Here is a 25749-nt window from a genome sequence, read left to right as displayed (position 1 = left end):
GCCTCCATACAGATTGGCGAGGTTCGTGCCGGTTGGTCAGTGAGTGCGGCGATGGTGTCCGCGATCGGCTATGTCGGCCTGCCCTTCAAGAATTGACGGGGCGTGTGGCGTCGACCCGTGGATAACGGGGCCGATGTACGCGATCGGAACAACGCCGCAACACGCTCCTCGTCAGACTCGATTAGCAGTACGTCGTGACCCTGATCCGCGAGATTCTCAGCGGTCTGTTTCCCGACACGGCCGCCACCGGCGATGACGAATCGCTTTGTTCGGGTCATTGAGAGATTGTTTAAAACGCGTCATCTTCAATGCCCCGGCGGTTCTAATGGACCGGGAACACAACCTGTCGTGCCGGGGGACAGGCTATCATAAGCCTTTAAGAAATCCACTTACCGTTCTTACAATAGAAGAACTTACCCCGGTAATCAAATGGACCGAAAAGAGTGCATACGGCGTACGATGGATGGCACGCCGAATAAAAATAGGACGCAATGAGTAAGAGCCAGACTCGATCACCCGAGGCTGAACTCGGGTTACTTGACGCGACGATGATTGGGATGGGAGCGATGATCGGGGCCGGTATCTTTGTGCTGACAGGACTGGCTGCCGAAATCGCTGGTCCGGCAGCGATTCTTGTCTTTGCGTTGAATGGCGTCGTAACAGCGTTCACAGGACTCTCGTATGCGGAACTTGCCGCCTCGATTCCGAAAAGCGGCGGTGGCTACGCGTTCGTGCGAGAGATATTCGACGACTTCGCCTCGTTCATCATGGGCTGGATGCTCTGGTTTGCCTACATGATTGCCGGGGCGCTGTATGCGCTGGGTTTTGCACCGAACTTTCTCGAATTGCTGCACGTCTATGGTGTGGTCCCGCCACCGGATCAAGTGGGGGCTGTCGCGGTTCCAGTCATCGACGCGGCGCTCCCGCTGGCCTTCCTGCTGGCGTTCGTGGCGGTACTCGGTTTGGTGGCGCTCAACGCCGTCTCGACGGCCGCCAGCGGCAGTGTCGAGACGATTTTCACCATCATCAAAGTCTCCATTCTGGTGGTGTTCGTCGCGTTCGGACTCGCGTCTCCGATGTTCTCCGGGGCCGAATTCCAGCCGCTGTTTCCACAGAGCAGCGGGGCGGCCGCGGTTCTGCCGGCGATGGGGCTAACCTTCATCGCCTTCGAGGGGTACGACCTCATCACCACCGTCACCGAGGAGGTACAGAACCCGCGTGAAAACATCCCCAAGGCGATATTCATCAGTCTCGCTGTTACGGTTGTCGTCTATCTGGCAGTTGTGACCGTCGCCGTCGGCACGCTCGGGGCTCAAGGACTCGCCGACGCCGGCGAGGCGGGCATAGCCACGGCAGCCACATCGTTCATGCCGACCGGATTACCGATTATCCAGAACGGTGGTGCACTCATTGTTTTCGGGGCCGTGTTCTCGACACTCACCGCCCTCAACGCAGTCGTCATCGCGTCGTCACGCGTGGCGTTCTCGATGGGACGTGAGGGACAGTTGCTCCCGTCGATCGGTCAGATTCACCACCGCTACGGGACGCCGTTCGTCGCAATCCTCGCCAGCGCAGTCGTGATGCTCGGGTCAGTGGCACTGCCGACACAAAGTGCTGGCAACATGTCGAGCCTGTTTTTCCTGTTGTCGTTCGTCATCGTCAACGTCGCCGTCATCAGACTCCGCAGGGAGCGCCCGAACATGAACCGGCCGTACGAGATGCCGTTCTACCCGGCGCCGCCACTGATTGGTATCGCGCTCAATCTGCTTCTAACAGGGGTGCTTGTGGAGTACCTGCTCCGAACAGATCCATTGGCGTTGGCACTCAGCATGGCGTGGATTCTGCTCGGAGCCCTCGTGTATTTCGCGCTTAAACGTGTGAGAGAGCAATCGGACCGCGAACAGGCGGCTGCCGCCACTGAAATAACACCTGAAGCTGAAGACTAACCATGACTAGTGACCTCGACATTATCATCGCTGGCGGTGGACGCGTCGGTTTCCAAACAGCCGAGATACTCGCTGACCGCGGTCACGACGTGACGATAATCGAACGCGATGACCGGATTGTCTCGGATATCGCCGATCAATGGATAGCGACTGTTATCCAGGGTGACGCGACAAATCCGGATATCATCGAACAGGCAGGCCTTGAGCGAGCGGACGTAATTGCCGCGCTTACGGGTGAAACAGGGCTAAATCTCGCGGTCTGTTTAGCTGCTGCAGAGTTGACACCCGACATCCGAACGGTCGCCCGTATCGACCGCACTGGCGGGGAGTCATACACCCGATTTGTCGACGCGGTGGTCTTTCCCGAACGGGCCGGCTCGAGGGTGGCAGCCAACGAAATCATAGGGAGTGATGTCCAGACGCTCGCCGACGTGACGGGCAACCTCGATATCATGCTCATCCGCGTTGCTGACGACGCCCCGGCCGCCGGAAAACCCCTCTCAGATGTCCGCTTTCCCGAGGGAACCCTCGTCGTGTCCGACGCGAACGGTGAGCGAATCGCTCGTGCTGACACGACCCTGACACCGGGGAGCAGCTACGTCGTCGCTGTCGAACCTGCTGTGGTCGATGAGGTCATGCATTTGATGCGTGGCTAGTGACCCGTGGTCGGTCCTATTCCCTGATGGAGAGAGCCGCGTGATTTCCTCGTTCCGATGAACAGCCACCGACGGCCAGTATTGTTGCACCGGACTGTGTGGGCATCGCTGCAGTCGGCCCAGTCGCGCCACCTACACACGCCGCGATAGCGACGCTCGCAACTCGCCGGCGAGTTCGCGGTGGCCGTCTTCGGCGAGGCTGTCGGCGACCACTTTCAGTGCTACCGCGGCGCCGCCGACGTAGAGGCTGCCGCTGTCTTTCTCGACGACTACCACGTCGGTCACCTCGGCGACGGCCCGGAGACTTGCCCGTGCGTCGTCGGTCAGGTCACCGAGCAGGAACGTCAGCGTCGCGCCGTCGTCGGTGCCGCCGGCGACCGTCTCGCCGAGGGCCTGATGCCGGGCCACCTCCCGCAGCGTCACGTCGGTCAGTTCCGCCACGGTGGGGCCGGGCTCAGTTTCGGCACGCGTCGTCCGCTCGTCGCCGAGCGCGTCGGCCACCTTGACCACGTCGTGGGTCTCGCGTGTGTCGTGCGTTCGGATGATGTGGGCCCCGCGTTCGACTTCCATCGTCGCCGCAGCCAGTGACACGGCGAGTTGGTTCTCCGTCTCGGGCTGGTCGGCCAGGTCACCGAGGAAGTCCTCGCGGTTGGTCGCCGTGAGCATCGGCCGGTCGAAGGCGCGGAACTCCCGGAGGCGGCGGAACATCTCCCAGTTGTCCTCGAACTCCTTGCCGTCGTACCAGCCGCCGAATGCCGGGTCGATGATGGTCCTGTCCGTGAACCCGTCCCGCTGGAGCGCCTCGAAGATGTCGTCGATGCTCTTCAGCGCGCCGGGCCGGGCCAGGTCCGGCGGACTGGCCATCTTGACGACCGGCATATCGTGGTCTTCGACGACACCTTTCATCTCCGGGTCGGCGAAGCCACACACGTCGTTGATAAGGTCAAACCCGTGGCCGATGGCCTCCTCGGCGACCTCGGCGTACCGAGTTTCGAGCGACAGCGGCACGTCAGCGTCGAGTTCGTCGACGAGCGGCGCAACCTCTTCGAGCCGGTCTTTCTCCATCTCGACCGGCTTGGACTCGTACTTGGGGTTGGCCGACTGGAGGCCGACGTCGATGATGTCTGCGCCGGCGGGGACGAGGTTCTCCTCGATTGCGTCGGCGGCTTCCGCGGGGTCCAGATACACGCTCGGCTTGTACCCGGAGTTCGAACTCATGTTCAACACGCTCATGACGCGTGTCGGGTGCCCATCACCCACCGGGAGGCCGTCGATTTCGACCGTTCGCATACCGCTCCCTGAGGACTGTGGATACAAAGGTCCCGCGACATCGGCGGACCGACGACGCTATGCTACGTATCACTGACACGAGATCACCGCGTTTTATATATACGGTTGCATGAATTATACGGGATGGGTGGGGAGTTAATGGTCGCATTCGATCTCGATTCGTTCGAGGCCGTAACACAGCAGTTGATGGCTGCGGAGTCCGAGCGTGAGATATGCGAGATCGCAATGTCGGGGATTTCGTCTGTGTTCGACGTGCCACTCGGAGCGCTGTGGCTGTATGACAGCGACGCGTCGGAACTGCAGTTGGCGGCGTCGACGGAGCGGGCGGACGAGGTATTCGACTGGCCGGTCACCTACCGGCCCGGCAACAGTCTCTCGTGGGAGGCGTTCGAGCAGGACGAAGTTCGGACGTACTCGGAACTCGACGACGAGCAGCGCCAGTACAACGAGAACTCGCCCGTCAGCAGCGAGATCATCCTGCCGCTTGCCGAGTACGGCGTTATCAACATCGGGTCCCTCGCCCCCGTTACGTTTGACGGCGAAACGCTTCGACTCGCCCGGATGTACGCGACGCACGTCCAGGCGGCACTGCAGAAAGCCGAGCGCGAGCACGACCTCCGCGTCCAGCGCGACCGGATGGAACAGTTCATCGGCGTCGTCTCCCACGACCTCAGAAATCCCCTCCACGTCGTCGAGGGGCGACTCGAACTCGTGCGAGAGACCGGCGACCTGTCCCATCTCGAAGATGCGGAGGAAGGTGTGGCTCGCATGGAAGCGCTCATCGACGACCTGCTGACCCTCGCAAAGAAGGGGTATGCGGTCGAAGACCGAACCGCCATTTCGCTCGATACCATTGTCGAACAGACCTGGGAGATGGCCAGAACGGCTGACGCAACGCTGCGGGTCGAAGGGTCCGCCCCGGTGTTCGGTGACCAGAACCGCCTCAAACAGGTGTTCGAGAACCTCTTTCGGAACGCGGCGGACCACGCGGGCGACGACGTGACCGTCTGGGTCGGTCCGATTCTCGACGACGGGACAGCCGAGATAGACACTGCAGACGAGCGAACCGAGGGCCGCGTGACCGGCTTCTACGTCGCTGATGACGGTCCCGGCATCCCCTCCGATGAACTAGACTCCCTTCTCTCGGTAGACAGCTTTTCAGGGAGTGACACCGGCCTTGGCCTGTCTATCGTAACGCAGATAATCGACGCCCACGGCTGGGACATCTCGGTGACTGAGAGCAGGGCCGGCGGCGCACGATTCGAAGTGACTGACGGGACGAAACCAGTCTCACCGTTCCACTCCTGGTAGCGCGGAGACGGCGACTGACAGCGTCCGAACCGGGTCGACCGACAACGCCCGAATCGGGTATCAGTGCTGTCCACGACGGGATTGACAGATTTATTTGCTCGCCCGCTATATGGTACGCCAGTGCAGACTCCGGAACAGGACATCGAAGCCGTGCTGACAGAGTCGGGCCCGGATTACGAGGGGTTTCAGTTCGAGACACCGGGTGGGGGCCACCAGAGCGATGTCTACATGGTAACGCTACGCCACAAGGGCGAGGCGTACGAGGTGGTCGTGAAATTCAAGCCACAGGGCGATGTCCCGTTCGCCGTCGAACCCTGTCTCCACGACTTCGTCGCCGCCCGGACCGACGTCCCTGTTCCACGCATCCTCGTCTACGAGGACGACCCCGACGCCGACGTGCCGCCGTATTTTGTCACCGAACGCATCCACGGCGAGAACCTGGCCGAAGAGTTCGCCGGGCTTTCGACCGAGGACCGACGGCGGGTGCTAGCCCAGTCCGGTCGGATTCTCGGCGATATGCACTCTGAGATCGGATTCGAGGCGTTCGGCCGACTCACGCTCCACGACGACCGGATCATCGTGAGTGACTGGATGGGTAACTGGCGGGAGTACTTCGAGAGTCTCACCAGATCCCACCTCTCTCATCTCGACGGGACGCCCTTCGAGGACATGACAGACCGGGCGTGGGACTGTATCGAACCGGCCCTGAGTATGGTGCCCGAGGACGGCGTTCCGCGGCTGGTACACGACGATTTCAGGCCGGCAAATCTGATGTTCGAGCAGACGGAGGAATCGCCGATTACAGCTGTCCTCGACTGGCAGGACGTACTCGCAGCGCTGCCGGAGTACAACCTCGCACAGACCGAATTCCTCTTCATCGACTCGTCGTTTCAGGACCCGGAGCTGCGCGATTCGCTTCGGACGGTGTTCCACGAGGGGTATCAGGAGATGCGCCCGATGGAGTTCGACGAGGGCTACGAGCGGCGACGGCCCCTCTACCAGCTCTCGACGCTCCTGTGGCGGATGGCCGGCTTCGAGGCGGTCTTCGCCGACGAGTCCGGCCTCGCCGCCGCTCGTGCCGAAGCCCAGTACCGCCAGCAGTTCGAGCGGCTCGTCGAGGAGATACAGGCGGATTAGGCCGTCTCGGGCGATTGCCCGCTGTCGACAAGCTCCCACACAGACTCCCAGTCGAGTGTCGTCTGTGCGCCGGGTGACTGCGCTGCGAGCGCGCCACAGGCGTTGGCGACTGCGAGCGCCCGTTCCGGATTGGTCTCCTCTGCACTGGCGAGCAGATACCCGGCGGCGAACGCGTCCCCCGCGCCTGCGGTGTCCACAGATTCTATGGGATACCCGGCGTTCGTGACTGTCCGGTCGTCGATATAGGCTGTCGCGCCGCAGTCCCCGTGTTTGACGACGACCGTCGGCACTGTGTCGAAAAGGCCGCTGTCCTCGGCGTGGTCGGCCTCCCGGTCGTTGCAAAACAGGAGATCCGCGTGTGAGAGCACCGCCGAGTAATCGCGGTATGGGAGCCGACGGCCGGGGTCGAAGCTCACCGGGACGTCCGCGGCCGCGGCGTCGCGGGCGAGCGTCGCAGCCGTCGCGGGGTCCTGGCCGGTCAGATGGAGGTGGTCTGCCTCGGCCAGGGTCTCGGCCGGGAGATCCGACGCACAGAACGCCTCGTTGGCCCCGTCGTTTCCAAGCACCGCGACGCCGCCGTTCTCGTCCACGATGAGGTATTTCACCGCCGTCGGTTCGTCCGACTCGACCAGTAGCGTCTCGACGCCGGCCGCCGCCAGTTCGCGCCGAGCCATGGTACCGTGGTCATCCCGGCCGACGCTCCCGAGGACCAGCGGGTCCGCATCAAGCCCGGCGAGTGCGACGGCCGCATTCGACGCGCTCCCTCCGCTGGACTGTGACCGGTCGGTGATGCGCCCCTCGCCGTCGGGCTTCGGGAAGTGGTCGACGTGGAGCGTCACGTCCCAGTTGACGTGGCCGGCACAGATGACGCGCATGTCCACCGCTGGGGGTGGCGTTGTGATAGCAGTTTCCCACTGATACGGGCTGTGTCGCCCCTTCCCACTCCCGGGGTGACATAGCGACACCAGCCCGTACGAGAGATATGCAGCATATTTAACATCGACCGGAACAGACCGGCGCACATGGTAATGGTCCCCGATAGCATCCTCCCGAGGAGTGGTTGGACCGGCATACGACTACTGCAGGTAGAGGTGACTGCGTGATGCGCCACGGTGTGGCTGTACTCGCCTGCTTAGTCGTCGTCGGCTCGCTTCCGCTGTCAGTCGCCGGCGCGAGCGTCAACGCGTCGATATCGAACGTCGAGGTGTCGCCGTCGTCACCAGCACCGGGTGAAACCGTCACGTTCGACACGACTGTCCGAAACCTAGAGAGTAGCGACGCGCCCCTCGAAATCAACGACATCGCGATCCGGAAGTCGGGCGGCAGAGGAATCACAGAATACGAGCGCGTCTCGAATCTGGGCTCGATTGCGCCGGGCAGTACGCTGGAAGTACCCCTGACTGCATCGTTTGATTCGTCCGGCAGCAAAGACCTCCGCATCATCGTGTACGGCCGTGACCGCGGGACGGGCGAGAACGTCGAACTCAGATACCCGGTGAAGCTAAACGTCAAAGAGCGTCACCCGCAGGTAGATATCACGGCCAACGACTCCGTCGCGGGCGTCGAATCGACCGGTGAAGTCACTGTCGCCAACGGGCTCGACACCCAGATAACGAACGTCGAAGTCGTCGTCGAGGGCGACGGCGTCGAGATGACAAAGAGCCGGACGGTCCGGTCCAGCGTCGCACAGAACGGGTCGATTACAGCCCCGTTCCGGTTCCGACCTGAATCCGCCGGCGAACACTCGCTGACTGCAACGATCAGCTACACCGTTGACGGGGATACCACTCGCAACACGACTCGGACGACAGTCATCGAGTCGGACCCGCTCCGGAACAGCGTGGAACTCGATACGACTGCAGTCGGTAGCGGCACCGACCGCGCGCTACGGGTCGCCGTCTCCAACGGGGGCAACGCTCCGCTCTCTGATGTCATGATCAGTGCAACGTCCGAGAACGCGTCGTTCCAGCGCGTACTGCTCGAGAACATCTCGGCCAGTACGACCCGGCAGGTGCGACTGAACGCCACGATGGACGAGCCCCGGGCGGACGTCACCGTCACGGCCAACTACGAACTCGGAACCGAAACGGAGCAGACGACCACCGAAACGACGCTCCGGTCCGTCCCGGGAACGATAGATCTTACCGGTCTGGACGTGGTCAGACAGGGCGGTCGACTGCAGATTTCCGGAAGTGCAAGCAACGTCGGGTCGACGGATGCGGACAGCGTCCTCGTGAGTGTCGTCAATACTGAAACCGTCACTCCGGCGACGCCGAACCGCGACTACTTCGTCGGCACGGTCCCGGCCAGCGACTTCGTCTCCTTCGACGTGTACGCACGGACGGAGGGGAACGTCACGTCGGTGCCACTGGAAGTGACGTACCTCGTCGACGACACGCGGAAGCGACAGACGTTCGACGTCGATCTCGACCGGTTGGGCGGTATGGCACCACAGCCGGAGCAGGACGGTGACAGCGAAGGTGGTGACCAGAACAGCATGCTGCCGGTGTTCGTCGCCGGTGGTCTGGCGCTACTGGTCGTCGTCGGTGTCCTCGTGCGTCGCTACCGCCGCGGTGACGACGATATCGAGGTATGACGGTCATCGACGCACAGGGACTGGTCAAGCGCTACCGTACCGGCGGCCAGACCCTCTACGCACTGGCAGGTATCGACTTCGCCCTCGAAGCCGGCGAGTTCGTCTCGATTATGGGGCCCAGCGGCAGTGGCAAAACGACCCTACTGAACATCCTCGGACTACTTGATACGCCGACGGAAGGGACCGTCTTGCTGGAGGGGCAGGACGTGACCGGACTCGGCGACAGCAAGCGGACCGCGCTCCGCAAGCGAACGATCGGGTTCGTGTTCCAGCACTTCTATCTCCTGCCGACGCTGACTGCCGTCGAGAACGTCGAGGTGCCCCTGCTGTTGGACAGTGACCCGAAAGTCACAAAACGGGCCAGAACGCTTCTGGAACGGCTTGGACTCGGTGACCGACTCGACCACAAGCCCGACGAACTCTCCGGTGGCCAGAAGCAGCGCGTCGCCATCGCGCGCTCGCTCATCAACAGCCCGAAGGTCGTACTCGCCGACGAGCCGACGGGTAACCTCGACAGCGAAACCGGACGGCAGATACTCGACGAGTTCCGCCGCATCGCCGACGAGGACGACGTGGCAATCGTCGCAGTCACCCACGACGACCTGGTCAACGAATACGTCGACCGGACCGTCCATCTGGTCGACGGCACCATCGGGAGGGAACGGAAGAATGGCGGGTAGGTTCTTCCCGGCCGCACTGATGGCGCGTCGCAACCTCACGCGGACGAAGATGCGGTCGTTGCTGGCGTCGCTGGGTATCGTCATCGGCGTCGTCGCCATCGCTTCGTTGGGGATGTTCGGCGTCGCGCTCCAGTACTCGTTCACCCAGAACCTCGGCAACGTCGGCAACCAGCTCACGGTGTACCCGAACTCTGGCGAAAACATCACTGAACTCACCGAACGCGATATCCGTACGATCCGCAGAGAGGCAAGCCCGACAGCGACTGTCTCGCCGGTAAAGACTCGCATTGAGCCGGTGTCGTACAACCGCGAGGACGCAGTCAGGGAACAAATATACGGCGTCGAGGACCCGGCGGCGTTGTACGAGGCCAAGGAGGGACGGGTCTCGCCGTTCCGGTCCGGTGCCCTCGTCGGGTCAGACGTCGCGGAGGAGCACGACCTGCATCCCGGGAGCCAGATCACTGTCAACGGGACCAGCGTCCGCATCCGGGCCGTGCTCGAAGAAGGCGACCCGTTCTCCTCGACGAACCCCGACAACCGAATCATCATGCCGGCTACGTCGTTCAGCCAGCGTGGCTACTCGGAAGTGTACGTTATCGAGTCCACTGGGACGCAGGCCAACGAAACAGCCATGGGGATACGTAACTCTCTCAACGACCGCGAGGAGCGGGTCTTCGTTCAGGAACTGGGCTCTCTCGTCGATACCATCGAGGAGCAGTTCCAGATAATCAACACCGTCCTCGCCGGCATCGCATCGATCTCGCTGCTCGTCGCCGGTATCTCGATTCTCAACGTCATGCTGATGTCCACCGTCGAACGCCGGGAGGAAATCGGCGTCCTCAGAGCGGTCGGCTACCAGAAGCGGGACGTCCTCAAAGTGATGTTGATGGAAGCGACGCTGCTCGGGTTCCTCGGCGGCATCGCTGGTGTCATTCTGAGTGTCGGAGCCGGGCTGGCGATAAACCACTACGCCGTCGGCGATGCGATGGCGGTCTTCAGGCTGCCAAACGCCTGGTACGTCGGCGCGGCGTTCACCTTTGGGGTGCTGACGAGCATCGTCAGCGGCCTGTATCCGGCCTGGAAAGCAGCGAGCGAAGAACCGGTCGACGCGCTACGCGGTTAAATCGTCGCGTCGACACCCGGTTCTAGCAACGGGTCGGTTCGGTCGACCGACAGCGAGTCGAACTGTGCAAGCCAGTGCTCGTCGCCGCGCTCGAAGGCCTCCAGCGCGTCACCGACGGTGTAGGTCCGTTCGTCGTCCGAACACGGGAACACGCCCTCCAGGTCGTCGCCGTCGTAGATCGCCAGCGAGACGACTGGGAACACGACGACGTCGTCGACGCGGTCCATCCCGACGTAGCTCCGATTCCGTCGTTCGAAGGCCGGTTCGAGCGAGTGGCCGTTCTGGCCTGCCCAGTCTGTGAACTCCTCGTAAGTCTGGATGGCTTCCGACCGCTTGTCCTCCGCCATCGTCCTGATCCGCTGCCACTCACCGGCGACCATCGACTCGCTGAACACGCCATTGGCCTCCAGTCGCTTGACCCGATTGAGCACCTGCTGTTGAGCGTCGAACGTGCCGTAGGTATCTCCACGAAGATACAGTTCCGCCCGAAGATGTGTGTCCCCTGTCATAGCTTTCACATCGCTAGCTTCTCCAGAGACCCTCAAAACTCTTTCCCAGACTTACATGCTAGCATATAACATAATCTTGGAATAGAGAATCAGTGGTATGAGTGCCTCTATATACATAATATGGGGTATCTACCTGAATACGGAAGCCCCTTATATTATTAGTACGTCAACAATTATTTTCCTCTTAGGTCGATGTTAGTTTCGATATCTGTCGAACAAATTAGTGGCCTGTTCCTTTCAGTTGTGACGATCAATTCACAAATTTATAAGGAATCGTATACTTGTCTATTCGGGACTTTGGTGTTCAAGCATTCCCGTGATGACCTGTTCGAGGGCTCGCTGGCCAGAGGTTCCACATGTCTTGCTCGATCCCGCACCGGGGATGGTCGCATACGTGTCCGCTACATTTGCCGGTTCCGTGACCGGTGCGCCTGAGAATATTCGATAGCTGCCGAAATCGCAGCCCACCTTCGTCGAAAATACGGGTAGTCGCGTCCACGCCGCATTTGGACTCCTGTTGACCGCTCCAACCGCGCTGCTCGCGGGTCGCTACGTTCACGGCTCCGCCGTTCATTTTCGAGGCGCAGTGCGCCTCGCTCTCCCCGCTCGCTATTCGAGAGCCCTCACTACGTTCGGCCTCTCGCTGTTCGCGGCTCACCCCGTTCGCCGCTCACGTCTCGCAGTTTTCGCTTCCGCTGGTCGCTCAAACCGCGCGAGTCGTCCGCTGCCCGGATGATTGACGGTTCGCGGCTGAGACCGCTCACCGATTCAATCGTCTGCGTGCGCTTCCGCACCACTCGCAACAACGTCAATCTCGCCGGCGTCCAGCTCTTCTTCGATTTCGCGAGCCGCCTGCACCATGTTCTCCATCTTGCCGCGGGCGACCTCGCGGGGCAGGAGCTTCACGCCGCAGTCCGGCGAAACGGTGAGTCGCTCCGGCGGGACGACCTCCAGCCCCTTCTTGATGTTCTCCTTGATCTCCTCGACGGACTCTACTTCGGCGGTGTGTGCGTCTAGGACGCCCATCGCGAAGTCCTTCGTGAACTCGTGCTCTTTGAACACGTCGAGCTGGTCGTAGTCGCCGTTGGCGAGTTCCAGGTCGTACTCGTGGACCGGGTAGTCCAGAATCTCGGGGTAGATGCGCGAGTAGTCGCCGTAACAGACGTGCAGGCCGAGCCGCACGTCGTCGGGGATCTCGTCGACGATGCGTTCCAGACACTCACCGACGATGGCGTGGTCGTCCGGCGTCGTCGCCAGCGCTGGCTCGTCGATCTGGATGTAGCGAGCGCCGGCCTCGACCAGCGCCTCGATCTCCTCGTTGACGAGGTCGGCCAGCTCGTAGGCCAGTTGCTCCTCGCTGTCGTACACTTCGTTGAACGACCAGTTCGCCAGCGTGTACGGTCCCGTAATCGGGACCTTGACCGGCCGCTCGGCGACCTCGTCGGTGAACTCGAACTCCTCGACGAGCCACTGCTCGCCGTACTCGACCTCGTCGGCGACGCTGGGCTTGTCGAAGTAGTTGTGGCCCCACACCTTCACACGGCCGTTGAACTCGTAGCCGTCGATGCGGTGGGCGAAGTACTCCACCATCTCGTTGCGGCGCATCTCGCCGTCACAGATGACATCGAGGCCTGCACGTTCGTGCTCGTGGGTGATGAGCCGCGAGGCGTCGTCTTTCGATTCCTCCCACTCGTCCTCGCCGAAGTCGGCGTCCTCATCCTCGAACAGCTCGCGGGCACGGTCGTGCCACTTGGGCTTGGGGTAGGAGCCGACGACGGTCGTCAGCAGGAAGTGGTCGTTCGGGTGGTCCGCCGGTTTGAACTGGTCTCGTGGTCCTGTCATCGTTATGCCTCCGCCGCCTCCAGACCCGCGGCGTTTGCGAGCGCTTCGAGCTTGTCTTCGAACTTGTTCACCGGGAGATAGAACGTTTCCGTGTTCGCCGTCGCGTAGACGGTGTCGTAGGCGGTGTTGGTCTGCTGTTCGAACCAGTCGATGCGGTCCCGAATCGTCTCGGGGGCCTCGACCAGCGTGTTCTGGCCGTCGACGACGCCAAGCGCCACGTCGTCCTTGGTGCCGTACTCCTGCACGTTGTAGACGGTCTGGTCGTGGTTCGCAACGAGGTCGAAGCCGATGGCATCCACGTCAGCGTCCATCAGGTGCGCGTAGGCCTTCTCCTCGATTGCGCCCCAGTAGGTGTGGGCGACGACATCGGCGTCGGCGGCCGAGGCGACGGCGTCGATTGCCTCGGCAGCACGTTCGTCCTCGCCGTCGGCGGGCGTGTTCTCGACGAGCGACGGCTCAAGCAGGAACAGCGTCTCAATATCGGAGAACGCGGTCACTTCCTCGGCGAGGAAGTCGGCGATGGCGTCGAGGAACTCGGCGTCGTCGCCGTAGTGCTCGTCGGTCGCCAGGTCCGCAAGCGAGTACGGGCCAGGGAGCACAGCCTGCAGGCCGTCGTCGACGTGGTCGGCTGCGGCACCGAGGTCTGCGGCGACGTCGCCGCCGTCAGCACCGAGGTCGCCCTGCACGACCGGCTCTCGGTAGAAGTTGTTGTTGTCGTAGTAGCGGACGATACCTTTGGTCTCCACATTGTCGTGGACCGCGAGCGGGTGCGCGAGCATATCATCCCAGCGGAACTGGCCCTCGACGACGCGGTCGAGCCCGGCGTCCTGCTGGATGGAGATGACTTCCTCGCGCGCTTGGTCGTAGGCCGCGACGACCTCGCCGGACTCGTCGCCCGAGATGAGGTCGGTCTTCTGATGGCCTTTCAGATCTGCCAGTTCGTCCTTGGCCCAGTCCGGGAGCGGAAAGAGCCCAGGGGTCGTGGCGATTACCTGTGTCATTGCCGTGGAGTAGGAAATGACGGGCTTTAATATTTCCTATTCGATAAAATGCACAACAGTAATCAATCGCGATAGAATCGCAGGACGACGAGCGCTTCGTATGGGTGTTTCTCACTCGCAAGCTGTTCGCTCGCCAGGCCGTATTCGCCCGCGTATTCTCGCACCGCCTCGGGGTCCGTGAGACTGCTGACGAGCATGAGCGCTTCGCCGGCCGGAGCTAGCACGCGCTCGACGGTTTCGAGAAACGGGTCGACGAGTCGGCGACCGTCGTCGCCGCCCGACAGCGCGTGTTCCATCCAGTCGTCCCACTCCTGTTCGGACGGCGTCGGCAAATAAGGTGGATTGAACGCCACGAGGTCGAACGTGTCTGCATCGAACGGCTCGACGAGGTCGCCGCGAACGACCGGGACGCCGTTATCGGCCGCCTCTCGGCAGGCCAGCGGGCTTACGTCGACGCCGACCGCCCGCGCCCCGGCGTCGGCGAGTGTCGCGGCGACGTAGCCGGAGCCCGTTCCCACGTCGAGGACGGTATCGCCCGCATCGACTCGCTCGCGGGCCGTTCGGGCCAGCAGGTCCGAGTCCTCAGCCGGCTGGTACACCGACTCTACGCCCCGCTGGTCAGCCAGCGAGGGGCGGTTACCGGCGCCGTTGTCTCCGTCGGCCGCATCCCGGCCGTCCGTGTCCTCACCCATCTCAGGCCTCCGGCTCGCCGACATCGTAGGCGAGTGTCGCCAGCGTGGCGAAGTCGCCCGGCGTGAGCTTCCCGGCACGGGCGCTCATCAGATCCTCGTCGGCGGCCTCGACTACCGCGTCGGGGTCGCCCAGCCCGGAGATGTGGGCCGTGTTTCGGACGGCGTTGCGCATCGTCTTCCGGCGCTGGGTGAACACCGCCTTCAGGAAGTCCATGAAGAAGTCGTCGCTGGGGACGGTGTAGTCAGGCTTTCGCGGCGTGGTTCGGACGAGCGCGCTCGTGACGCGGGGTTGCGGGTCGAACGCTTCCGGCGGGACCGTCTCGACGACTTCCACGTCGGCGTAGTGGCCCGCCGTGACCGAGAGCCGCCCGTAGTCGTCCGTCGCCGGGTCGGCGGCCATCCGCTCGGCGAACTCCTGCTGGAACATCAACAGGAGCGGACGCTGCTCGGGCAGCAGTCGGAAGGCTACCTCCGATGACGCGCCATAAGGCAGATTCGAGATACTGGCGGTGAAATCCGGCAGGTCAACGTCGAGCGCGTCGCCCTCGACAACGGTGAGGCGGTCCGCTGCGATCTCTTCGGCGAACTCCTCGCGGAGGTGGGCCGCGAAGTCCGGGTCGCGTTCGATTGCGGTCACCGTCTCAGCGGTTGCGAGCAAGCGATCCGTCAGTGCACCCGGTCCCGCGCCGATCTCTAGCACGTGCGAAAGGTCAACATCCGCGTCCGTTGCGTACGCCGGAATGCGGTCCAGTACCCGGTCGTCGACGAGGAAGTGCTGGTCCTTTCGGGTATCGGCCCGTTTGCCCGCCCGCCGGACGAGTGCGTCGGGGTCCCGAGTCCCAGTCTCGGTCGTAGTCATTAGCGAGCCGTAGCGGGTCGCGGTAGAAAAGGGTCGCCTTATACTGGTGGCTGTCAGCTTCGCTGCTTGCAGCCGACAGTGTTACGAGGACTGCTCCTCGCGCCGGACGAACAGCCGGTACTTCAGGTCGTCGTCCTGTAGCTCTTCGAGTATCCGCTCGACAAGTGTCTCTTTGGGGCTGTGGAGGCCGCTGACGCGCTCTTCGAGGTCTTCAAAGCTCTCGAAAGGCTTTCGCTTCCGCTCGTCGAGAAGCGTGTTCCGGAGCTTCTTCCCGATACCCGGCAGGAGGTTCAGCTGGTGGAGCCGCAGCGTGATCGGCTGGGCGTCGTTGTAGAAGTCGACGAACCGCTGTTCGTTCGCTTCGACGATTTCCTCGACGGCGTAGTCAAGCTCCGAGCGGGCACCGCTCGGGATATCCTCGAACTCGACTTCCGTCACGCGGCCGAACTCCGTCAGGTCGACGCGGTCACCGAATGCAATATCAACGTCCTTGTCGTCGAGCTGGAGCTCGTAAATGTAGAACTCCTCGACGTCGAGCGCGTACGCGAGCGGCTCCTTCTGGTGCTGTGGCCGGTCGTCTCCGGGCCGCCCGTGTGGGAGGACATCGAGGACAGCCGCCATCATAGAGTCGCCGCCGCTCTCCGATTCAGTCATGCCAGGCAGTACGACCACAGCACACTTAATGCCGGTGGATGCCCCGAACCGCGACACGGAGCGCCGTCGCTATTTTCGCTTCGGTCCAGCGGCAGCGGAAACTAGATCTCGACCGCGTAGCTGGTCGTCCGTGAAAGTAGGGATAGAGCGGCGAAGAGCCGAACTGACGATTGTCCTCGCTACGCGTACTGCTTGACGATGTTGAGAATCTCGTCGAGTTCGTCGCCATCGAGCGTGTACCGCTCCTTGGCGAACACGGCGCGGAGCTCGTCGCGGTCCAGCGGCCGCAGGTTCGCGATCTTGTAGGCCGTCGGCGTGTCGACCTTTTCGAGTTCTTCGAGGTCTTCGACCAGCTGCAGCGACTCCTCGGGGTCGAGGACGGCAAAGCGGTTGACGTGCTCGATAGCCCGCTTGAGCTCGTAGCGCATCTCGCGGTCCTCCTCGGCCGCCCGCTCCATCTCGAGGTCTTCGAGTATCTCCTTGGTCTCCGCGACCGTCAGGAACTCCTCACTGACCTTCTCTTTGAATATCGTCATTCTTGCCGGCGCAGGTGCGCAGCGGTGACGATGATGGTCTTCGCCTTGCCACCGTCGACGATGTCGACCTTGTACGCGTCACCCTGCTTCCCTTCGACGGTGCCGGTCTGGCCGTCGAACCGCGGATGGAAGCGGCCGTTCGGCACTGACGGGTCGATCTTGAGGTGGACTTTCTCGCCGTCGTCGAACTCTTCGACGGCGCGCTGTGGCGGCGAGGTGCCGCGGTCGCGGGGCTTGTTCTTGAGCTTGTCTCGTGTTCCTTCGAGGGGTCCGTTTGAACTAGGCATTCTTGCTCCTCGCTAATCCGGTCGCCCTAATAAAACGTGCGTTCCGCGACCGTCACTGGTCACGCTCTTGCAGTCGCTACAGACCCGAGTGGAAAACTACAGCGGTGAGTCGATTACAGGCGGCCGGTGCTCTCGACGGAGACCGACTCGACGTCATCGACGTTCGCAAAGGCCTCTTCGACGGCTTCCGTCCCGCCGGTGTCGTCAGGGACGATGACTGTCGGCGTCAGCGCGACGAGGCCGAAGGCGACGTCCTCGCGCTCGAACCCGTTGATCTTCGTTCCTTCCGGAAGCACGCCCTCGAGACGCTCCTGCAGGTCGTCGAGGTCGACTTCGGGGCTTTCCGGCATGACCTTGATCTTGGCTGCTACTTTCCCCATTGTTATGGCCCCATGAAGCCGCAGTCCGGGCATTTGTAGAGGTTGCTCTGCTTCCGGCAGGTGGCACAGCGGTAGATCTGCTGGCCACAGTCCGGGCACTTGAACGCGGCGGCGTTCGTGCCGGCGATGTTGATGCCACACGAGACGCACTTGCGCGCCTGTTTCTGTTGGCTCTCGCTCATACCACTCCGTATCCGACCGCGGCTTTTAACGATTGCCAAACGCGACCGCCACCGCGAGTGACTGCCATGGCCCTAGTTCCCGGGCAGGATGTCCCCGAGCGCAGCGCCGATTGCCATGGGGACGAACGCCACGGCACAGATGCAGGCCGACTCGTAGACGACCGCAGGCTCGGTCGACCACTCGACCAGCCCCCAGCCAGTAAGCAGCGCGACGGAGACGACGAGCGCCGTCCCGGTGACGCCGACGAGTCGCCGCGGGATGAATCCGAAAATCGGGTTCGCCACCCGAACGTCCTGAAACTCGGCCACGTACAGAATGGAGATGACTAGCCCGACAGCGATAGCGACTGTCGCGGCGAGATACAGCGGGTGCTGAGCGATGTGTAGCCCGGCGTCGACTGTCCCGCCCTCGACAGCCATGGGAATCCCGAACAGCAGCGAGCCGAGCAGCGCCTCCGCGAGGTCGGACCGGCCGAAGCCCCAGACGACCCGGCCGAAGGTCGCTGGCTCGTGGTCCTGGGAATCCGCGGCCGCGCGCATCGCGTCCCGGACCTGCCGTCGCTCGTCTTCGGAGTCGACGAGCTGTTCCAGCTCCTGAAGTTCGTCGAACAGGGCCGCAAATTCGTCGTCATCTCCATCCGGTTCGACCGGAGGGCGGTTCGACTGGCTCATCTGAACTCGGGCTCGCTATCTCGCGTTGGGACGTCCGGGTCCGGGTCGGCACCGGCCGTCGGGGTACCCTCCTCCCAGACGTAGAACCCCTCGCCGGCGACAGCGCCTCGCTGTCCGTCCTCGACCTTCCGGCGGAGCAACGCTGGCGGTTCGAATCGCTCGTCCAGCCGCTTTGCGAGGTCTTCGAGCGCGGTTAGCACTGTTTCCAGCCCGTGGCGGTCGGCCCGGACGAGTGGCCCGTCGCGGTCTGAATCGCCACGCTCGAACGTGCGGTCGATATCTCGAATCCCCGCGACGCCGTCCTCGACCATCCGAACGGCTTCGGCAATGGTAGCGAGTTCGAGGCGTAGCGCGGCAAATCCCGGCGTGTCGCGGACGACGACCGGCGACGCGTCCAGGCTCTCGACGAAGTCGGTGACTCGGTCGCGGGTCGCCGCCGTCGTCTGTTCGGCGATGACCACCTCGACAATAGCGCCGTCCGGCGGGTCAACGAGGTTGAGGCCGACGGCCCGGTCCGGGCTCCGCAGGCCGGTCGCGACTGCGGTCACCGACAGCGACGTGTCGCTGACGGCGATGAGCGTCTCATCCTCGACCATCGTCTCAGTTTCGGCGACCACTTCTCGGTGGCTGTCCGTCCCACCGTCGGTCGCGTCGATGACGATACCGCTGCCGCTGACGGCGCTTTCGAGTCCCGTGGTTCCGTCGATACCGGCCGAAACATCCCCGTTGAGTGCGTGCCGGATCTCGTCGACGCGGTCCATCACGTCCGTCGCATCCGTCCCCCGTAGACGTACCTCGTGGCCCGCACGGACACATCGCTGTGCGATATCCCGCCCTCGTCGTCCGGTACCGAGTACGGCCACAATCATGACTAAACCACTGTACGCTCCGGGTTAAGCCTTTACGCCACCGTCTGTCATGGTCCCGTCTCCGGTCCGTGTCGCTTGCTGACCAGACAGGTGGGCCGTGGGGCCGGCGGTACGTTTTTTTACAACACCGGTTGTATCGCCGGCCATGGATATCGGTGTACTGACGGTCCCTCTGGGCGGACAGCCACTCGACGAGGCGCTGGCGTATCTCAGCGACCTAGGCGTCGATGCGGTCGAACTGGGCTGTGGCGGCTGGCCCGGCGACGACCACCTCGACAGGCAAGCGTATCTCGACAACGAGGACAAACAGGCCGAACTGCACGACCTGCTCGACGAGCACGACCTTCGGGTGAGCGCGCTGGCGACCCACAACAATCCGCTCCATCCCGACGACGACCAGGCCGCCGAGGCCGACCGGGAACTCCGGGAAGCGATCCGGCTGGCCGACCAGCTCGACGTGAACACCGTTACGGGGTTCTCTGGCCTGCCTGCCGGCGGCCCGAACGACGAGGTGCCGAACTGGATCACCGCGCCGTGGCCGACCGAACACGCCGACGCCCACGAGTACCAGTGGCGCGTCGCCGACGAGTACTGGTCGGACCTCGCGGCCCACGCCGGCGCACACGACGTGGACATCGCCATCGAGATGCATCCCAATATGCTGGTGTACGAACCCCGCGGGCTGCTCGAACTCCGCAGGCGGACGAACGACCGAATCGGCGCGAACTTCGACCCGTCGCATCTGTACTGGCAGGGCATCGATGTGACCGAGGCCATCCGCCTGCTCGGCGAGCACGACGCCATCCACCACTTCCACGCCAAGGACACGAAGGTGTACGAGTCAAACGCCCGGGAGAAGGGTGTGCTAGACACAGCGCCGTACACAGACGAAGCGGACCGGTCGTGGCTGTTCCGCTCTATCGGCTACGGCCACGACGAGTCCCACTGGAAAGACGTGGTGTCGACGCTGCGGATGGTCGGCTACGACGGTGCGCTCTCCATCGAACACGAGGACTCACTCACTAGCGCACGCGAGGGACTGGAGAAGGCCGTCGACGTGCTCGACCGCACCGTCTTCGAGACCCAGCCCGGCGACGCCTACTGGGCGGAGTAGCCGATACGGCCACCAGCACGACCGTTTCTGGCACTTACGCTTATATAGTGTCTGTGTGATACTACGACTGGACTACCGTATCCAGTGACACTTATGGACATCGAACTCACACACAAGCCCTCGTACACGCACGTCCGCGTTGCGCTCGACAGCGGCGAATCGATACTCGCGGAACCCGGCGCGATGGTCAGCCACTCGCCGACCATCGAGATCGAGACGACGACCAGCCGGGACGGCCTCCTCAGCTCCGCGAAGTCGATGCTCGGCGGTGAGTCGCTCCTAGCGAACGAGTTCACCGCGCAGGGCGGTTCGGGCACCCTGACCCTCGCGCCGCCCACGCCCGGTGACGTACACCATCACGAACTCACTGGCGAGACGCTGTACGCCGTCGACGGGGCGTTCCTCGCAGCCGACCCGGATATCGACATCGATTCGGAGTTCGGCGGCATCAAGTCGATGCTGGCCGGCGCGAGCATCACGCCGCTGGCGCTGAAAGGGACCGGAAACGTCCTCATCGAGGCCTTCGGCGGGCTGGAAACCGTCGAACTCGACGCCGGCGAGTCCTACACAATCGACAACGACCACGTCGTCGCCTGGGAGGAGTCAGTCAACTTTGACGCCCACCGCGTCGGCGGGCTGAAGTCGACGCTGCTCAGCGGCGAGGGCCTCGTGATGGATTTCACCGGCCCCGGAACGGTCTGGTATCAGACGCGCGGCCTCGGCTCGTTTACCTCGGCTATCGCTGACGCGCTGCCCGGAACGGGTGACAACGACGGTGATGCGTCCGGTCTTGACGACTTCATCTGACTGTCGGAAGTCCGCTGGAGAACAGCCGCGTTCAGGAGAGTGCTTGCGTGATATCCGTCGACGACACCATGCCGACGTAGTCCTGATGCTCGTCGATGACGGGGAGGTGCTTGATGTCGTAGGTCGTCATCATCGCGGCGGCCTCGCCGAGTTCGAGCGAGGTCGTCACCCGCTCGACCGGCGACGTCATCACGTCGCCGACGGTCGCCGACGAGAGGTCCTTCCCGCTTGCGACGGCATCAACGATGTCGGTGGTGGTGATGATACCCGCCTCTGCCCCCGGCACGAAGATGCCGTTGATGTTCTGCGCTTGCATCTGCGTCGCGGCCGCTTTGACGGTTTCGTCGGCAGAAATCGTCTCTAACGGCGTCGACATGATATCCTCGATACGAACGGTCGTTTCAGTGGCCATGGAGTATCAACACGGGCATCCGGTTTTGGCTTTTCCCTCGGGGCGGCCCGCTGCCCTGCCGTCACCATGAGCGTTATTTCGGCTCCGAGTGAACAGCCGGCTATGACCCTCGATATCGGTATGCTCGGCTACCGCTTCATGGGCAAGGCCCACGCAAACGCGCTGGACCGCCTGCCCATGTTCTTCCCCGAAGCGCCCGCCGTCAACAAGGACGTGCTCGTCGGCCGCGACGAGGACGCGCTGGCCGACGCGGCCGACCAGTTCGGCTTCGACCGGACCGCGACCGACTGGCAGGACGTCGTCGACGAGGTGGACGTGTTCTACAACCTCGGCCCGAACCACGTCCACGCCGAACCGTCTATCGCAGCGCTGGAGGCCGGGACGCCGACGTTCTGTGAGAAACCGCTCGCGCCCACGCTCGATATGGCCGAAGAAATGGCCGAGACCGCCGCGGACGCCAGCGTGCCCGCGGGCGCGGCGTTCAACTACCGCTTCGTCCCGGCCATCCAGTACGCGAAGGGGCTCATCGCCGACGGCGAACTCGGCGAGATTCACCACTTCCGCGGGCAGTACCTCCAGGACTGGCTGGTCGATCCCGACGCGCCGTGGTCCTGGCGCAACGACGAGGAGATGGCTGGCAGCGGGGCGCTCGGCGACCTCGGGTCGCACACGGTCGATCTAGCCCGGTTCCTGCTCGGCGACGCCGCCGGCGAGATAACGGACGTGAGCGGTCACCTCCGGACGTTTACCGAAGAACGCCCCGTAGAGGGGAGCGACGAGACGCGCCCGGTGACCGTCGATGACGCCTACAGCGCACAGATTGCTTTCGACAGCGGCGCGATGGGAACGCTCGAAGCATCGCGGGTCGCCAACGGCCACAAAAACGCTCACACCATCGAAATCGAGGGGTCGAAGGGCGCAATCAAGTTCGACCTCGAACGGCTGAACGAACTGCAGGTGCTCACCGAGGGTGACCGCGGCTTCCAGCAGGTGCTTATCACCGACGAAGACGACCCCTACGTCGACCACTGGTGGCCCCCCGGCCACGTCATCGGCTGGGAGCACACGTTCGTCCACGAGAATTACGAGTTCCTCTCGGCCGTGGCCGATGGCAGGCAACAGGAGCCGTCCTTCGCCGACGGCCTCGCCGCACAGCGAGTCCTCGACGCCATCGAACAAAGTGACGACCGCGGCGAGCGGGTCAGCCTGTAGGGCCGCGAACCGAAACCCCCTTTCGGCGGCCACTGGTAGGTCCTGCCATGCTCTCTATCGCGCTGGCCGGCAAACCGAACGCCGGCAAGTCTACTTTCTACAAGGCGGCGACGATGGCCGACGTCGACGTCGGCAACTACCCGTTCACGACCATCGACGCCAACCGCGGGGTCAGCCACGTCCGAACGGACTGCCCCTGTCTCGACCGGGAGGAACGCTGTGGTGACGATAACTGCCGGGACGGCAAGCGCTACGTCCCGGTGGAGCTCATCGACGTGGCCGGCCTCGTCCCCGGCGCACACGAGGGCCGCGGCCTCGGCAACCAGTTCCTCGACGAGCTGTCGACCGCCGACGTAATTCTCAACGTCGTCGACGTCTCCGGCGGGACCGACGCCGAGGGCGAACCGGTCGAGGTCGGCGAGCACGACCCCGTCGAGGACGTGCACTTCGTCGAGGAGGAGATGGACCTGTGGCTCGCCAGCATCGTCGAGCGAAACTGGGAGTCCATCGAACGGCAGTCCCGCTCGCCGGATTTCAAACTCGACGAGTCGCTCGTGGATATGCTGGCCGGTGTCGGGGCCTCCGAACTCGACGTGGCACGGACGCTCCGTGACCTAGAGTACCCCGAGGACCCCATCGCCTGGACCGACGAGCACCGCGAAGCACTGGCGACAGAGATACGCCAGCGGACGAAGCCGCTCGTCGTCGTCGCGAACAAGGCCGATATCGCTCCGGAGGGAAACATCGAAGCCCTGCAGGAAGCCGCCGACGTGGTCGTGCCCGCGACCGCCGACGGCGAACTCGCGTTGCGCAACGCCGCACAGGCTGGCGTCATCGACTACGACCCGGGCGACCCGGACTTCGATATCGTCGGCGACGTGAGCGACCAGCAACGAGAGGGGCTGAACCGCATCCGTGGCGTGATGGACGACTGGGGCGGCACCGGCGTTCAGGGCGCTCTCGACACCGCCGTCTACGACCTGCTCGACCATCTGACGGCCTACCCCGTCCAGAACGAAACGCACTGGACCGACGGCCAGGAGAACGTCCTCCCCGACGCGTTCCTGCTGCGCCAGGGCGCAACGCCCAAAGACCTCGCCTACGCCGTCCACTCCGACATCGGCGACGGGTACATCCACGCCGTCGACGCCCGTGAGAACCGGCGCATCAGCGATGAGACGGAACTTGAGGAGGGAGCGGTCATCAAAATCGTCAGCGACGCGAACTGAGCGCGCGGACGGCGCTACAACCGCCATCTCGGCCACCTATTTCGGCAGCAGGTCCCGAAGCGTTGCCCGAATATCCTCGCTCCCGGGACTCTGTGGCACTTGCCCGAGCACGTCCTGACCGAGTCGCTCTGTCGTCGCACCGACTGAAAGCCTGTCCAAGAGCGACCCGTATTTTAGCGCCAGTCGCGGCGACACGTCGAACAGCAGGTCACGCTTCCCGATGAGCGAATGGGTTATCGACAGAATTTCGACGGCGTTGTCGACGTACTGCTGTCTGGCGTCGTCGTCACCGTAGCCAGCCAGCGCAGCCAGCAGGAACCCCTCCAGTTCGGCCTCGCGGTCGTGCAGCGCTGGCGGGTCCGAGAGGACGGTCGTCCCGTCGGGCCGTTCCGGGAGCATACTCCGGCGCGGCGCATACGAGAGGACAGCACCAGTGGTGGGCGTGGTTGCAGCGGGCAGTGGTACAGACAGGCGCTTCGAGGGGTTCGTGTCGGTGAAGACGACGTGGAAGTTCGCCGGTTCGCCGCGCACCGGCTCGTCCCAGCCGTCTGGAACGTGCTCGTAGCCGCGCCGGAGCGCCTCCCGAAGCGTGCGCACAATCCGCCCGCCCTCGCCCTGGAGTTCCAGATGGAGCACGACGGGACCGTCGCCGCTCTCGTCGATGAGAGACCACAGGGCCGGAAGCGCGTCCGCAGCGCCAGCCGAGAGTTCGTAGCAGACGGCGTCTCGCTCTGCAGCCAGCAGCCGGGCGAGCGTGCCGCCGCGCCAGCCGGTCAGGTCGGCCACGTAGAACCACGGGATGGTGTGTATTGGGCCGACTGCGGCGTCGCCGGCCGCCGTGTCGATAGTTGGTGGGACGGTCTCCAGATAGCTATCAATAGTCGCCAGTTCGGGCGCGAAATACTCGGTCGTCGCCGGAGGGAGGTCGGTCGTCCGGCGACGGTGGTCGTCGAGTGAGGCCATAGGCGGTGTATGTCCGAGTGCCGGAAAACGGTGACGAGAAGGGAAACCCGTTTTTTACCCCGCCCCGAATCAGGTGTATGAACGTACGGACGATAGCCGACCTGGGGCCCGACGAACGGGCCGCTTTCTTCGACCGCGACGCCGGTGTCGACGCCGTCAGAGACGATGTACGCGATATTGTCTCGCAGGTCCACGAGGAGGGCGACGTGGCGCTCCGGCGCTTCGCCGAGGAGTTCGACGACGTGTCGGTGGGCAACATCGACATCACGGACGCCGCCGAGCGAGCCTACGAAGAAATCGACGACGACGTGTGCGACGCTATCGAGGACGCCGCGGCGAACATCCGCGCGTTCCACGAGCGACAGGTCCCCGAGGACTGGCGCGACGACTTCGAGGGGCGGGAACTCGGTCGGCGGTACCGGCCGCTTGACAGCGCCGGCGTGTACGCGCCCGGCGGCACGGCGGCGTACCCCTCCAGCGCGCTGATGGGCGTCATCCCGGCGAAGGTCGCCGGCGTCGAGCACGTCGCCGTCGCCACCCCGCCAGCCGAGGAGGTCAACCCCGTCACGCTGGCCGCCATCCACGTCGCTGGCGCTGACGCCGTCTACCAGGTCGGCGGCGCACAGGCCATCGCGGCGCTGGCCTACGGGACCGAGACGGTCAGCGCGACGGACATCGTCGTCGGCCCCGGCAACCGCTGGGTCACAGCGGCGAAGGCCGAGGTCCGTGGCGACGTGGCAATCGACTTCTTGGCCGGCCCCTCCGAAGTTATGGTCGTCGCCGACGGCGA

The 25749-nt window shown here is 63.7% G+C and carries 28 protein-coding genes and 1 pseudogene; 12 read left to right on the top strand and 17 right to left on the bottom strand.

The window, feature by feature from the left end:
- Window positions 1–278, bottom strand: a pseudogene (locus GJ630_RS15690) (NAD-binding protein); the annotation flags it as partial.
- Between the two features lie 213 nt (window positions 279–491).
- On the opposite strand from GJ630_RS15690, the gene GJ630_RS15685 reads away from it, so the two are divergent.
- Together GJ630_RS15685 and GJ630_RS15680 are read left to right on the top strand one after the other, a co-directional pair.
- Window positions 492–1946, top strand: coding sequence for an APC family permease (locus GJ630_RS15685; RefSeq protein WP_023843179.1), 1455 nt, complete (start codon window positions 492–494; stop codon window positions 1944–1946).
- A 2-nt stretch (window positions 1947–1948) separates the two neighbouring features.
- Window positions 1949–2602 (top strand): TrkA family potassium uptake protein, encoded by a 654-nt coding sequence (locus GJ630_RS15680; RefSeq protein WP_050037758.1) that lies wholly within the window; start codon window positions 1949–1951, stop codon window positions 2600–2602.
- A 132-nt stretch (window positions 2603–2734) separates the two neighbouring features.
- Here GJ630_RS15680 and GJ630_RS15675 read toward each other — a convergent pair whose 3' ends face one another.
- Entirely contained in the window at window positions 2735–3892 is a 1158-nt protein-coding gene (locus tag GJ630_RS15675; protein WP_191450311.1) for a dihydropteroate synthase, read from the bottom strand.
- A 138-nt stretch (window positions 3893–4030) separates the two neighbouring features.
- On the opposite strand from GJ630_RS15675, the gene GJ630_RS15670 reads away from it, so the two are divergent.
- A complete protein-coding gene (locus GJ630_RS15670) occupies window positions 4031–5203 on the top strand; it encodes a HAMP domain-containing sensor histidine kinase (RefSeq protein ID WP_014039904.1) in 1173 nt (390 codons plus the stop codon).
- A 120-nt stretch (window positions 5204–5323) separates the two neighbouring features.
- Window positions 5324–6340, top strand: a complete 1017-nt coding sequence (locus GJ630_RS15665) for a phosphotransferase family protein (protein ID WP_014039905.1) — start codon at window positions 5324–5326, stop codon at window positions 6338–6340.
- Here GJ630_RS15665 and GJ630_RS15660 read toward each other — a convergent pair.
- A complete protein-coding gene (locus tag GJ630_RS15660; RefSeq protein ID WP_044951743.1) occupies window positions 6337–7215 on the bottom strand; it encodes a carbohydrate kinase family protein in 879 nt (292 codons plus the stop codon). The two genes, GJ630_RS15665 and GJ630_RS15660, sit on opposite strands and share 4 nt — an antisense overlap.
- Window positions 7216–7442: 227 nt before the next feature.
- Here GJ630_RS15660 and GJ630_RS15655 point away from each other — a divergent pair, with 227 nt between their 5' ends.
- From GJ630_RS15655 to GJ630_RS15645, 3 genes are read left to right on the top strand one after another with little or no spacing between them, the layout of a single operon-like run.
- On the top strand, window positions 7443–8936 hold the full coding sequence (locus tag GJ630_RS15655; RefSeq protein WP_191450309.1) for a hypothetical protein: 1494 nt from the start codon (window positions 7443–7445) through the stop codon (window positions 8934–8936).
- Window positions 8933–9616, top strand: a complete 684-nt coding sequence (locus GJ630_RS15650) for an ABC transporter ATP-binding protein (RefSeq protein ID WP_014039908.1) — start codon at window positions 8933–8935, stop codon at window positions 9614–9616. Before GJ630_RS15655 ends, GJ630_RS15650 begins: the two co-directional genes overlap by 4 nt.
- Window positions 9606–10739, top strand: a complete 1134-nt coding sequence (locus tag GJ630_RS15645) for an ABC transporter permease (RefSeq protein WP_014039909.1) — start codon at window positions 9606–9608, stop codon at window positions 10737–10739. The genes GJ630_RS15650 and GJ630_RS15645 overlap by 11 nt, the downstream gene beginning before the upstream one ends.
- Here GJ630_RS15645 and GJ630_RS15640 read toward each other — a convergent pair.
- The 12 genes from GJ630_RS15640 to GJ630_RS15585 form a co-directional block, all read right to left on the bottom strand.
- On the bottom strand, window positions 10736–11248 hold the full coding sequence (locus tag GJ630_RS15640; protein ID WP_050037760.1) for an HTH domain-containing protein: 513 nt from the start codon (window positions 11246–11248) through the stop codon (window positions 10736–10738). The genes GJ630_RS15645 and GJ630_RS15640 overlap by 4 nt on opposite strands.
- A gap of 768 nt (window positions 11249–12016) precedes the next feature.
- Window positions 12017–13090, bottom strand: a complete 1074-nt coding sequence (locus GJ630_RS15635) for a methionine synthase (RefSeq protein ID WP_064288425.1) — start codon at window positions 13088–13090, stop codon at window positions 12017–12019.
- 2 nt (window positions 13091–13092) lie between these two features.
- The gene (locus GJ630_RS15630) at window positions 13093–14091 is read right to left on the bottom strand and encodes a methionine synthase vitamin-B12 independent (RefSeq protein WP_014039912.1); all 999 of its coding nucleotides are present in this window, start codon (window positions 14089–14091) and stop codon (window positions 13093–13095) included.
- A 62-nt stretch (window positions 14092–14153) separates the two neighbouring features.
- Window positions 14154–14783, bottom strand: coding sequence for a HemK2/MTQ2 family protein methyltransferase (locus GJ630_RS15625; protein WP_064288426.1), 630 nt, complete (start codon window positions 14781–14783; stop codon window positions 14154–14156).
- Window position 14784: 1 nt separating this feature from the next.
- Window positions 14785–15642 (bottom strand): 16S ribosomal RNA methyltransferase A, encoded by an 858-nt coding sequence (locus GJ630_RS15620; protein ID WP_064288427.1) that lies wholly within the window; start codon window positions 15640–15642, stop codon window positions 14785–14787.
- An 81-nt stretch (window positions 15643–15723) separates the two neighbouring features.
- Window positions 15724–16296: a DUF655 domain-containing protein gene (locus GJ630_RS15615; RefSeq protein WP_008310088.1), complete on the bottom strand. Its 573-nt coding sequence runs from the start codon at window positions 16294–16296 to the stop codon at window positions 15724–15726.
- A 179-nt stretch (window positions 16297–16475) separates the two neighbouring features.
- Window positions 16476–16832 (bottom strand): RNA polymerase Rpb4 family protein, encoded by a 357-nt coding sequence (locus GJ630_RS15610; protein WP_008310086.1) that lies wholly within the window; start codon window positions 16830–16832, stop codon window positions 16476–16478.
- A complete protein-coding gene (locus GJ630_RS15605) occupies window positions 16829–17119 on the bottom strand; it encodes a 50S ribosomal protein L21e (RefSeq protein WP_004593356.1) in 291 nt (96 codons plus the stop codon). Before GJ630_RS15605 ends, GJ630_RS15610 begins: the two co-directional genes overlap by 4 nt.
- A 113-nt stretch (window positions 17120–17232) precedes the next feature.
- Window positions 17233–17499 carry an elongation factor 1-beta gene (locus tag GJ630_RS15600; RefSeq protein WP_004593354.1) on the bottom strand — a complete coding sequence of 89 codons (267 nt, stop codon included), beginning with the start codon at window positions 17497–17499 and terminating at the stop codon, window positions 17233–17235.
- A gap of 2 nt (window positions 17500–17501) precedes the next feature.
- Window positions 17502–17681: an HVO_2753 family zinc finger protein gene (locus GJ630_RS15595; RefSeq protein WP_004516620.1), complete on the bottom strand. Its 180-nt coding sequence runs from the start codon at window positions 17679–17681 to the stop codon at window positions 17502–17504.
- 72 nt (window positions 17682–17753) lie between these two features.
- Entirely contained in the window at window positions 17754–18353 is a 600-nt protein-coding gene (locus tag GJ630_RS15590) for a hypothetical protein (protein ID WP_014039916.1), read from the bottom strand.
- Window positions 18350–19222, bottom strand: a complete 873-nt coding sequence (locus GJ630_RS15585) for a 3-hydroxyacyl-CoA dehydrogenase family protein (RefSeq protein WP_191450307.1) — start codon at window positions 19220–19222, stop codon at window positions 18350–18352. Before GJ630_RS15585 ends, GJ630_RS15590 begins: the two co-directional genes overlap by 4 nt.
- Before the next feature lie 145 nt (window positions 19223–19367).
- Here GJ630_RS15585 and GJ630_RS15580 point away from each other — a divergent pair, with 145 nt between their 5' ends.
- Both GJ630_RS15580 and GJ630_RS15575 read left to right on the top strand, forming a co-directional pair.
- Window positions 19368–20336, top strand: coding sequence for a sugar phosphate isomerase/epimerase (locus tag GJ630_RS15580; RefSeq protein ID WP_191450305.1), 969 nt, complete (start codon window positions 19368–19370; stop codon window positions 20334–20336).
- 93 nt (window positions 20337–20429) lie between these two features.
- Entirely contained in the window at window positions 20430–21143 is a 714-nt protein-coding gene (locus GJ630_RS15575; RefSeq protein ID WP_050037765.1) for a TIGR00266 family protein, read from the top strand.
- Between the two features lie 31 nt (window positions 21144–21174).
- Here the strand turns inward: GJ630_RS15575 and GJ630_RS15570 are convergent, their stop codons facing one another.
- Window positions 21175–21555, bottom strand: a complete 381-nt coding sequence (locus GJ630_RS15570; RefSeq protein ID WP_004962786.1) for a cyclic nucleotide-binding/CBS domain-containing protein — start codon at window positions 21553–21555, stop codon at window positions 21175–21177.
- Between the two features lie 102 nt (window positions 21556–21657).
- On the opposite strand from GJ630_RS15570, the gene GJ630_RS15565 reads away from it, so the two are divergent.
- Together GJ630_RS15565 and GJ630_RS15560 are read left to right on the top strand one after the other, a co-directional pair.
- Window positions 21658–22767, top strand: coding sequence for a Gfo/Idh/MocA family protein (locus GJ630_RS15565; protein ID WP_064288507.1), 1110 nt, complete (start codon window positions 21658–21660; stop codon window positions 22765–22767).
- A 47-nt stretch (window positions 22768–22814) separates the two neighbouring features.
- On the top strand, window positions 22815–23996 hold the full coding sequence (locus tag GJ630_RS15560) for a redox-regulated ATPase YchF (RefSeq protein ID WP_191450303.1): 1182 nt from the start codon (window positions 22815–22817) through the stop codon (window positions 23994–23996).
- Between the two features lie 36 nt (window positions 23997–24032).
- On the opposite strand, the gene GJ630_RS15555 is transcribed toward GJ630_RS15560, so the two are convergent.
- Window positions 24033–24959, bottom strand: coding sequence for a hypothetical protein (locus GJ630_RS15555; protein WP_050006868.1), 927 nt, complete (start codon window positions 24957–24959; stop codon window positions 24033–24035).
- Between the two features lie 77 nt (window positions 24960–25036).
- Here GJ630_RS15555 and hisD point away from each other — a divergent pair.
- Window positions 25037–25749 (top strand): histidinol dehydrogenase (gene hisD, locus GJ630_RS15550; RefSeq protein ID WP_191450302.1); only part of this gene is annotated, 713 nt, incomplete at its 3' end.

Source organism: Haloarcula sp. CBA1122 (genome assembly GCF_009741785.1).
GTDB classification, from domain to species: domain Archaea; phylum Halobacteriota; class Halobacteria; order Halobacteriales; family Haloarculaceae; genus Haloarcula; species Haloarcula hispanica.
Note: the sequence above shows the minus strand (reverse complement) of the source record. Positions and strands in the feature narration are given on the sequence as shown.

Bases quoted from the DNA above. Each gene is read 5' to 3' on its own strand.
- GJ630_RS15685 (WP_023843179.1), top strand. From the start codon at position 492: ATGAGTAAGAGCCAGACTCGATCACCCGAGGCTGAACTCGGGTTACTT.
- GJ630_RS15680 (WP_050037758.1), top strand. From the start codon at position 1,949: ATGACTAGTGACCTCGACATTATCATCGCTGGCGGTGGACGCGTCGGT.
- GJ630_RS15675 (WP_191450311.1), bottom strand. From the start codon at position 3,892: ATGCGAACGGTCGAAATCGACGGCCTCCCGGTGGGTGATGGGCACCCG.
- GJ630_RS15670 (WP_014039904.1), top strand. From the start codon at position 4,031: ATGGTCGCATTCGATCTCGATTCGTTCGAGGCCGTAACACAGCAGTTG.
- GJ630_RS15660 (WP_044951743.1), bottom strand. From the start codon at position 7,215: ATGCGCGTCATCTGTGCCGGCCACGTCAACTGGGACGTGACGCTCCAC.
- GJ630_RS15655 (WP_191450309.1), top strand. From the start codon at position 7,443: ATGCGCCACGGTGTGGCTGTACTCGCCTGCTTAGTCGTCGTCGGCTCG.
- GJ630_RS15650 (WP_014039908.1), top strand. From the start codon at position 8,933: ATGACGGTCATCGACGCACAGGGACTGGTCAAGCGCTACCGTACCGGC.
- GJ630_RS15645 (WP_014039909.1), top strand. From the start codon at position 9,606: ATGGCGGGTAGGTTCTTCCCGGCCGCACTGATGGCGCGTCGCAACCTC.
- GJ630_RS15640 (WP_050037760.1), bottom strand. From the start codon at position 11,248: ATGACAGGGGACACACATCTTCGGGCGGAACTGTATCTTCGTGGAGAT.
- GJ630_RS15635 (WP_064288425.1), bottom strand. From the start codon at position 13,090: ATGACAGGACCACGAGACCAGTTCAAACCGGCGGACCACCCGAACGAC.
- GJ630_RS15630 (WP_014039912.1), bottom strand. From the start codon at position 14,091: ATGACACAGGTAATCGCCACGACCCCTGGGCTCTTTCCGCTCCCGGAC.
- GJ630_RS15625 (WP_064288426.1), bottom strand. From the start codon at position 14,783: ATGGGTGAGGACACGGACGGCCGGGATGCGGCCGACGGAGACAACGGC.
- GJ630_RS15620 (WP_064288427.1), bottom strand. From the start codon at position 15,642: ATGACTACGACCGAGACTGGGACTCGGGACCCCGACGCACTCGTCCGG.
- GJ630_RS15615 (WP_008310088.1), bottom strand. From the start codon at position 16,296: ATGACTGAATCGGAGAGCGGCGGCGACTCTATGATGGCGGCTGTCCTC.
- GJ630_RS15610 (WP_008310086.1), bottom strand. From the start codon at position 16,832: ATGACGATATTCAAAGAGAAGGTCAGTGAGGAGTTCCTGACGGTCGCG.
- GJ630_RS15605 (WP_004593356.1), bottom strand. From the start codon at position 17,119: ATGCCTAGTTCAAACGGACCCCTCGAAGGAACACGAGACAAGCTCAAG.
- GJ630_RS15600 (WP_004593354.1), bottom strand. From the start codon at position 17,499: ATGGGGAAAGTAGCAGCCAAGATCAAGGTCATGCCGGAAAGCCCCGAA.
- GJ630_RS15595 (WP_004516620.1), bottom strand. From the start codon at position 17,681: ATGAGCGAGAGCCAACAGAAACAGGCGCGCAAGTGCGTCTCGTGTGGC.
- GJ630_RS15590 (WP_014039916.1), bottom strand. From the start codon at position 18,353: ATGAGCCAGTCGAACCGCCCTCCGGTCGAACCGGATGGAGATGACGAC.
- GJ630_RS15585 (WP_191450307.1), bottom strand. From the start codon at position 19,222: ATGATTGTGGCCGTACTCGGTACCGGACGACGAGGGCGGGATATCGCA.
- GJ630_RS15580 (WP_191450305.1), top strand. From the start codon at position 19,368: ATGGATATCGGTGTACTGACGGTCCCTCTGGGCGGACAGCCACTCGAC.
- GJ630_RS15575 (WP_050037765.1), top strand. From the start codon at position 20,430: ATGGACATCGAACTCACACACAAGCCCTCGTACACGCACGTCCGCGTT.
- GJ630_RS15570 (WP_004962786.1), bottom strand. From the start codon at position 21,555: ATGGCCACTGAAACGACCGTTCGTATCGAGGATATCATGTCGACGCCG.
- GJ630_RS15565 (WP_064288507.1), top strand. From the start codon at position 21,658: ATGACCCTCGATATCGGTATGCTCGGCTACCGCTTCATGGGCAAGGCC.
- GJ630_RS15560 (WP_191450303.1), top strand. From the start codon at position 22,815: ATGCTCTCTATCGCGCTGGCCGGCAAACCGAACGCCGGCAAGTCTACT.
- GJ630_RS15555 (WP_050006868.1), bottom strand. From the start codon at position 24,959: ATGGCCTCACTCGACGACCACCGTCGCCGGACGACCGACCTCCCTCCG.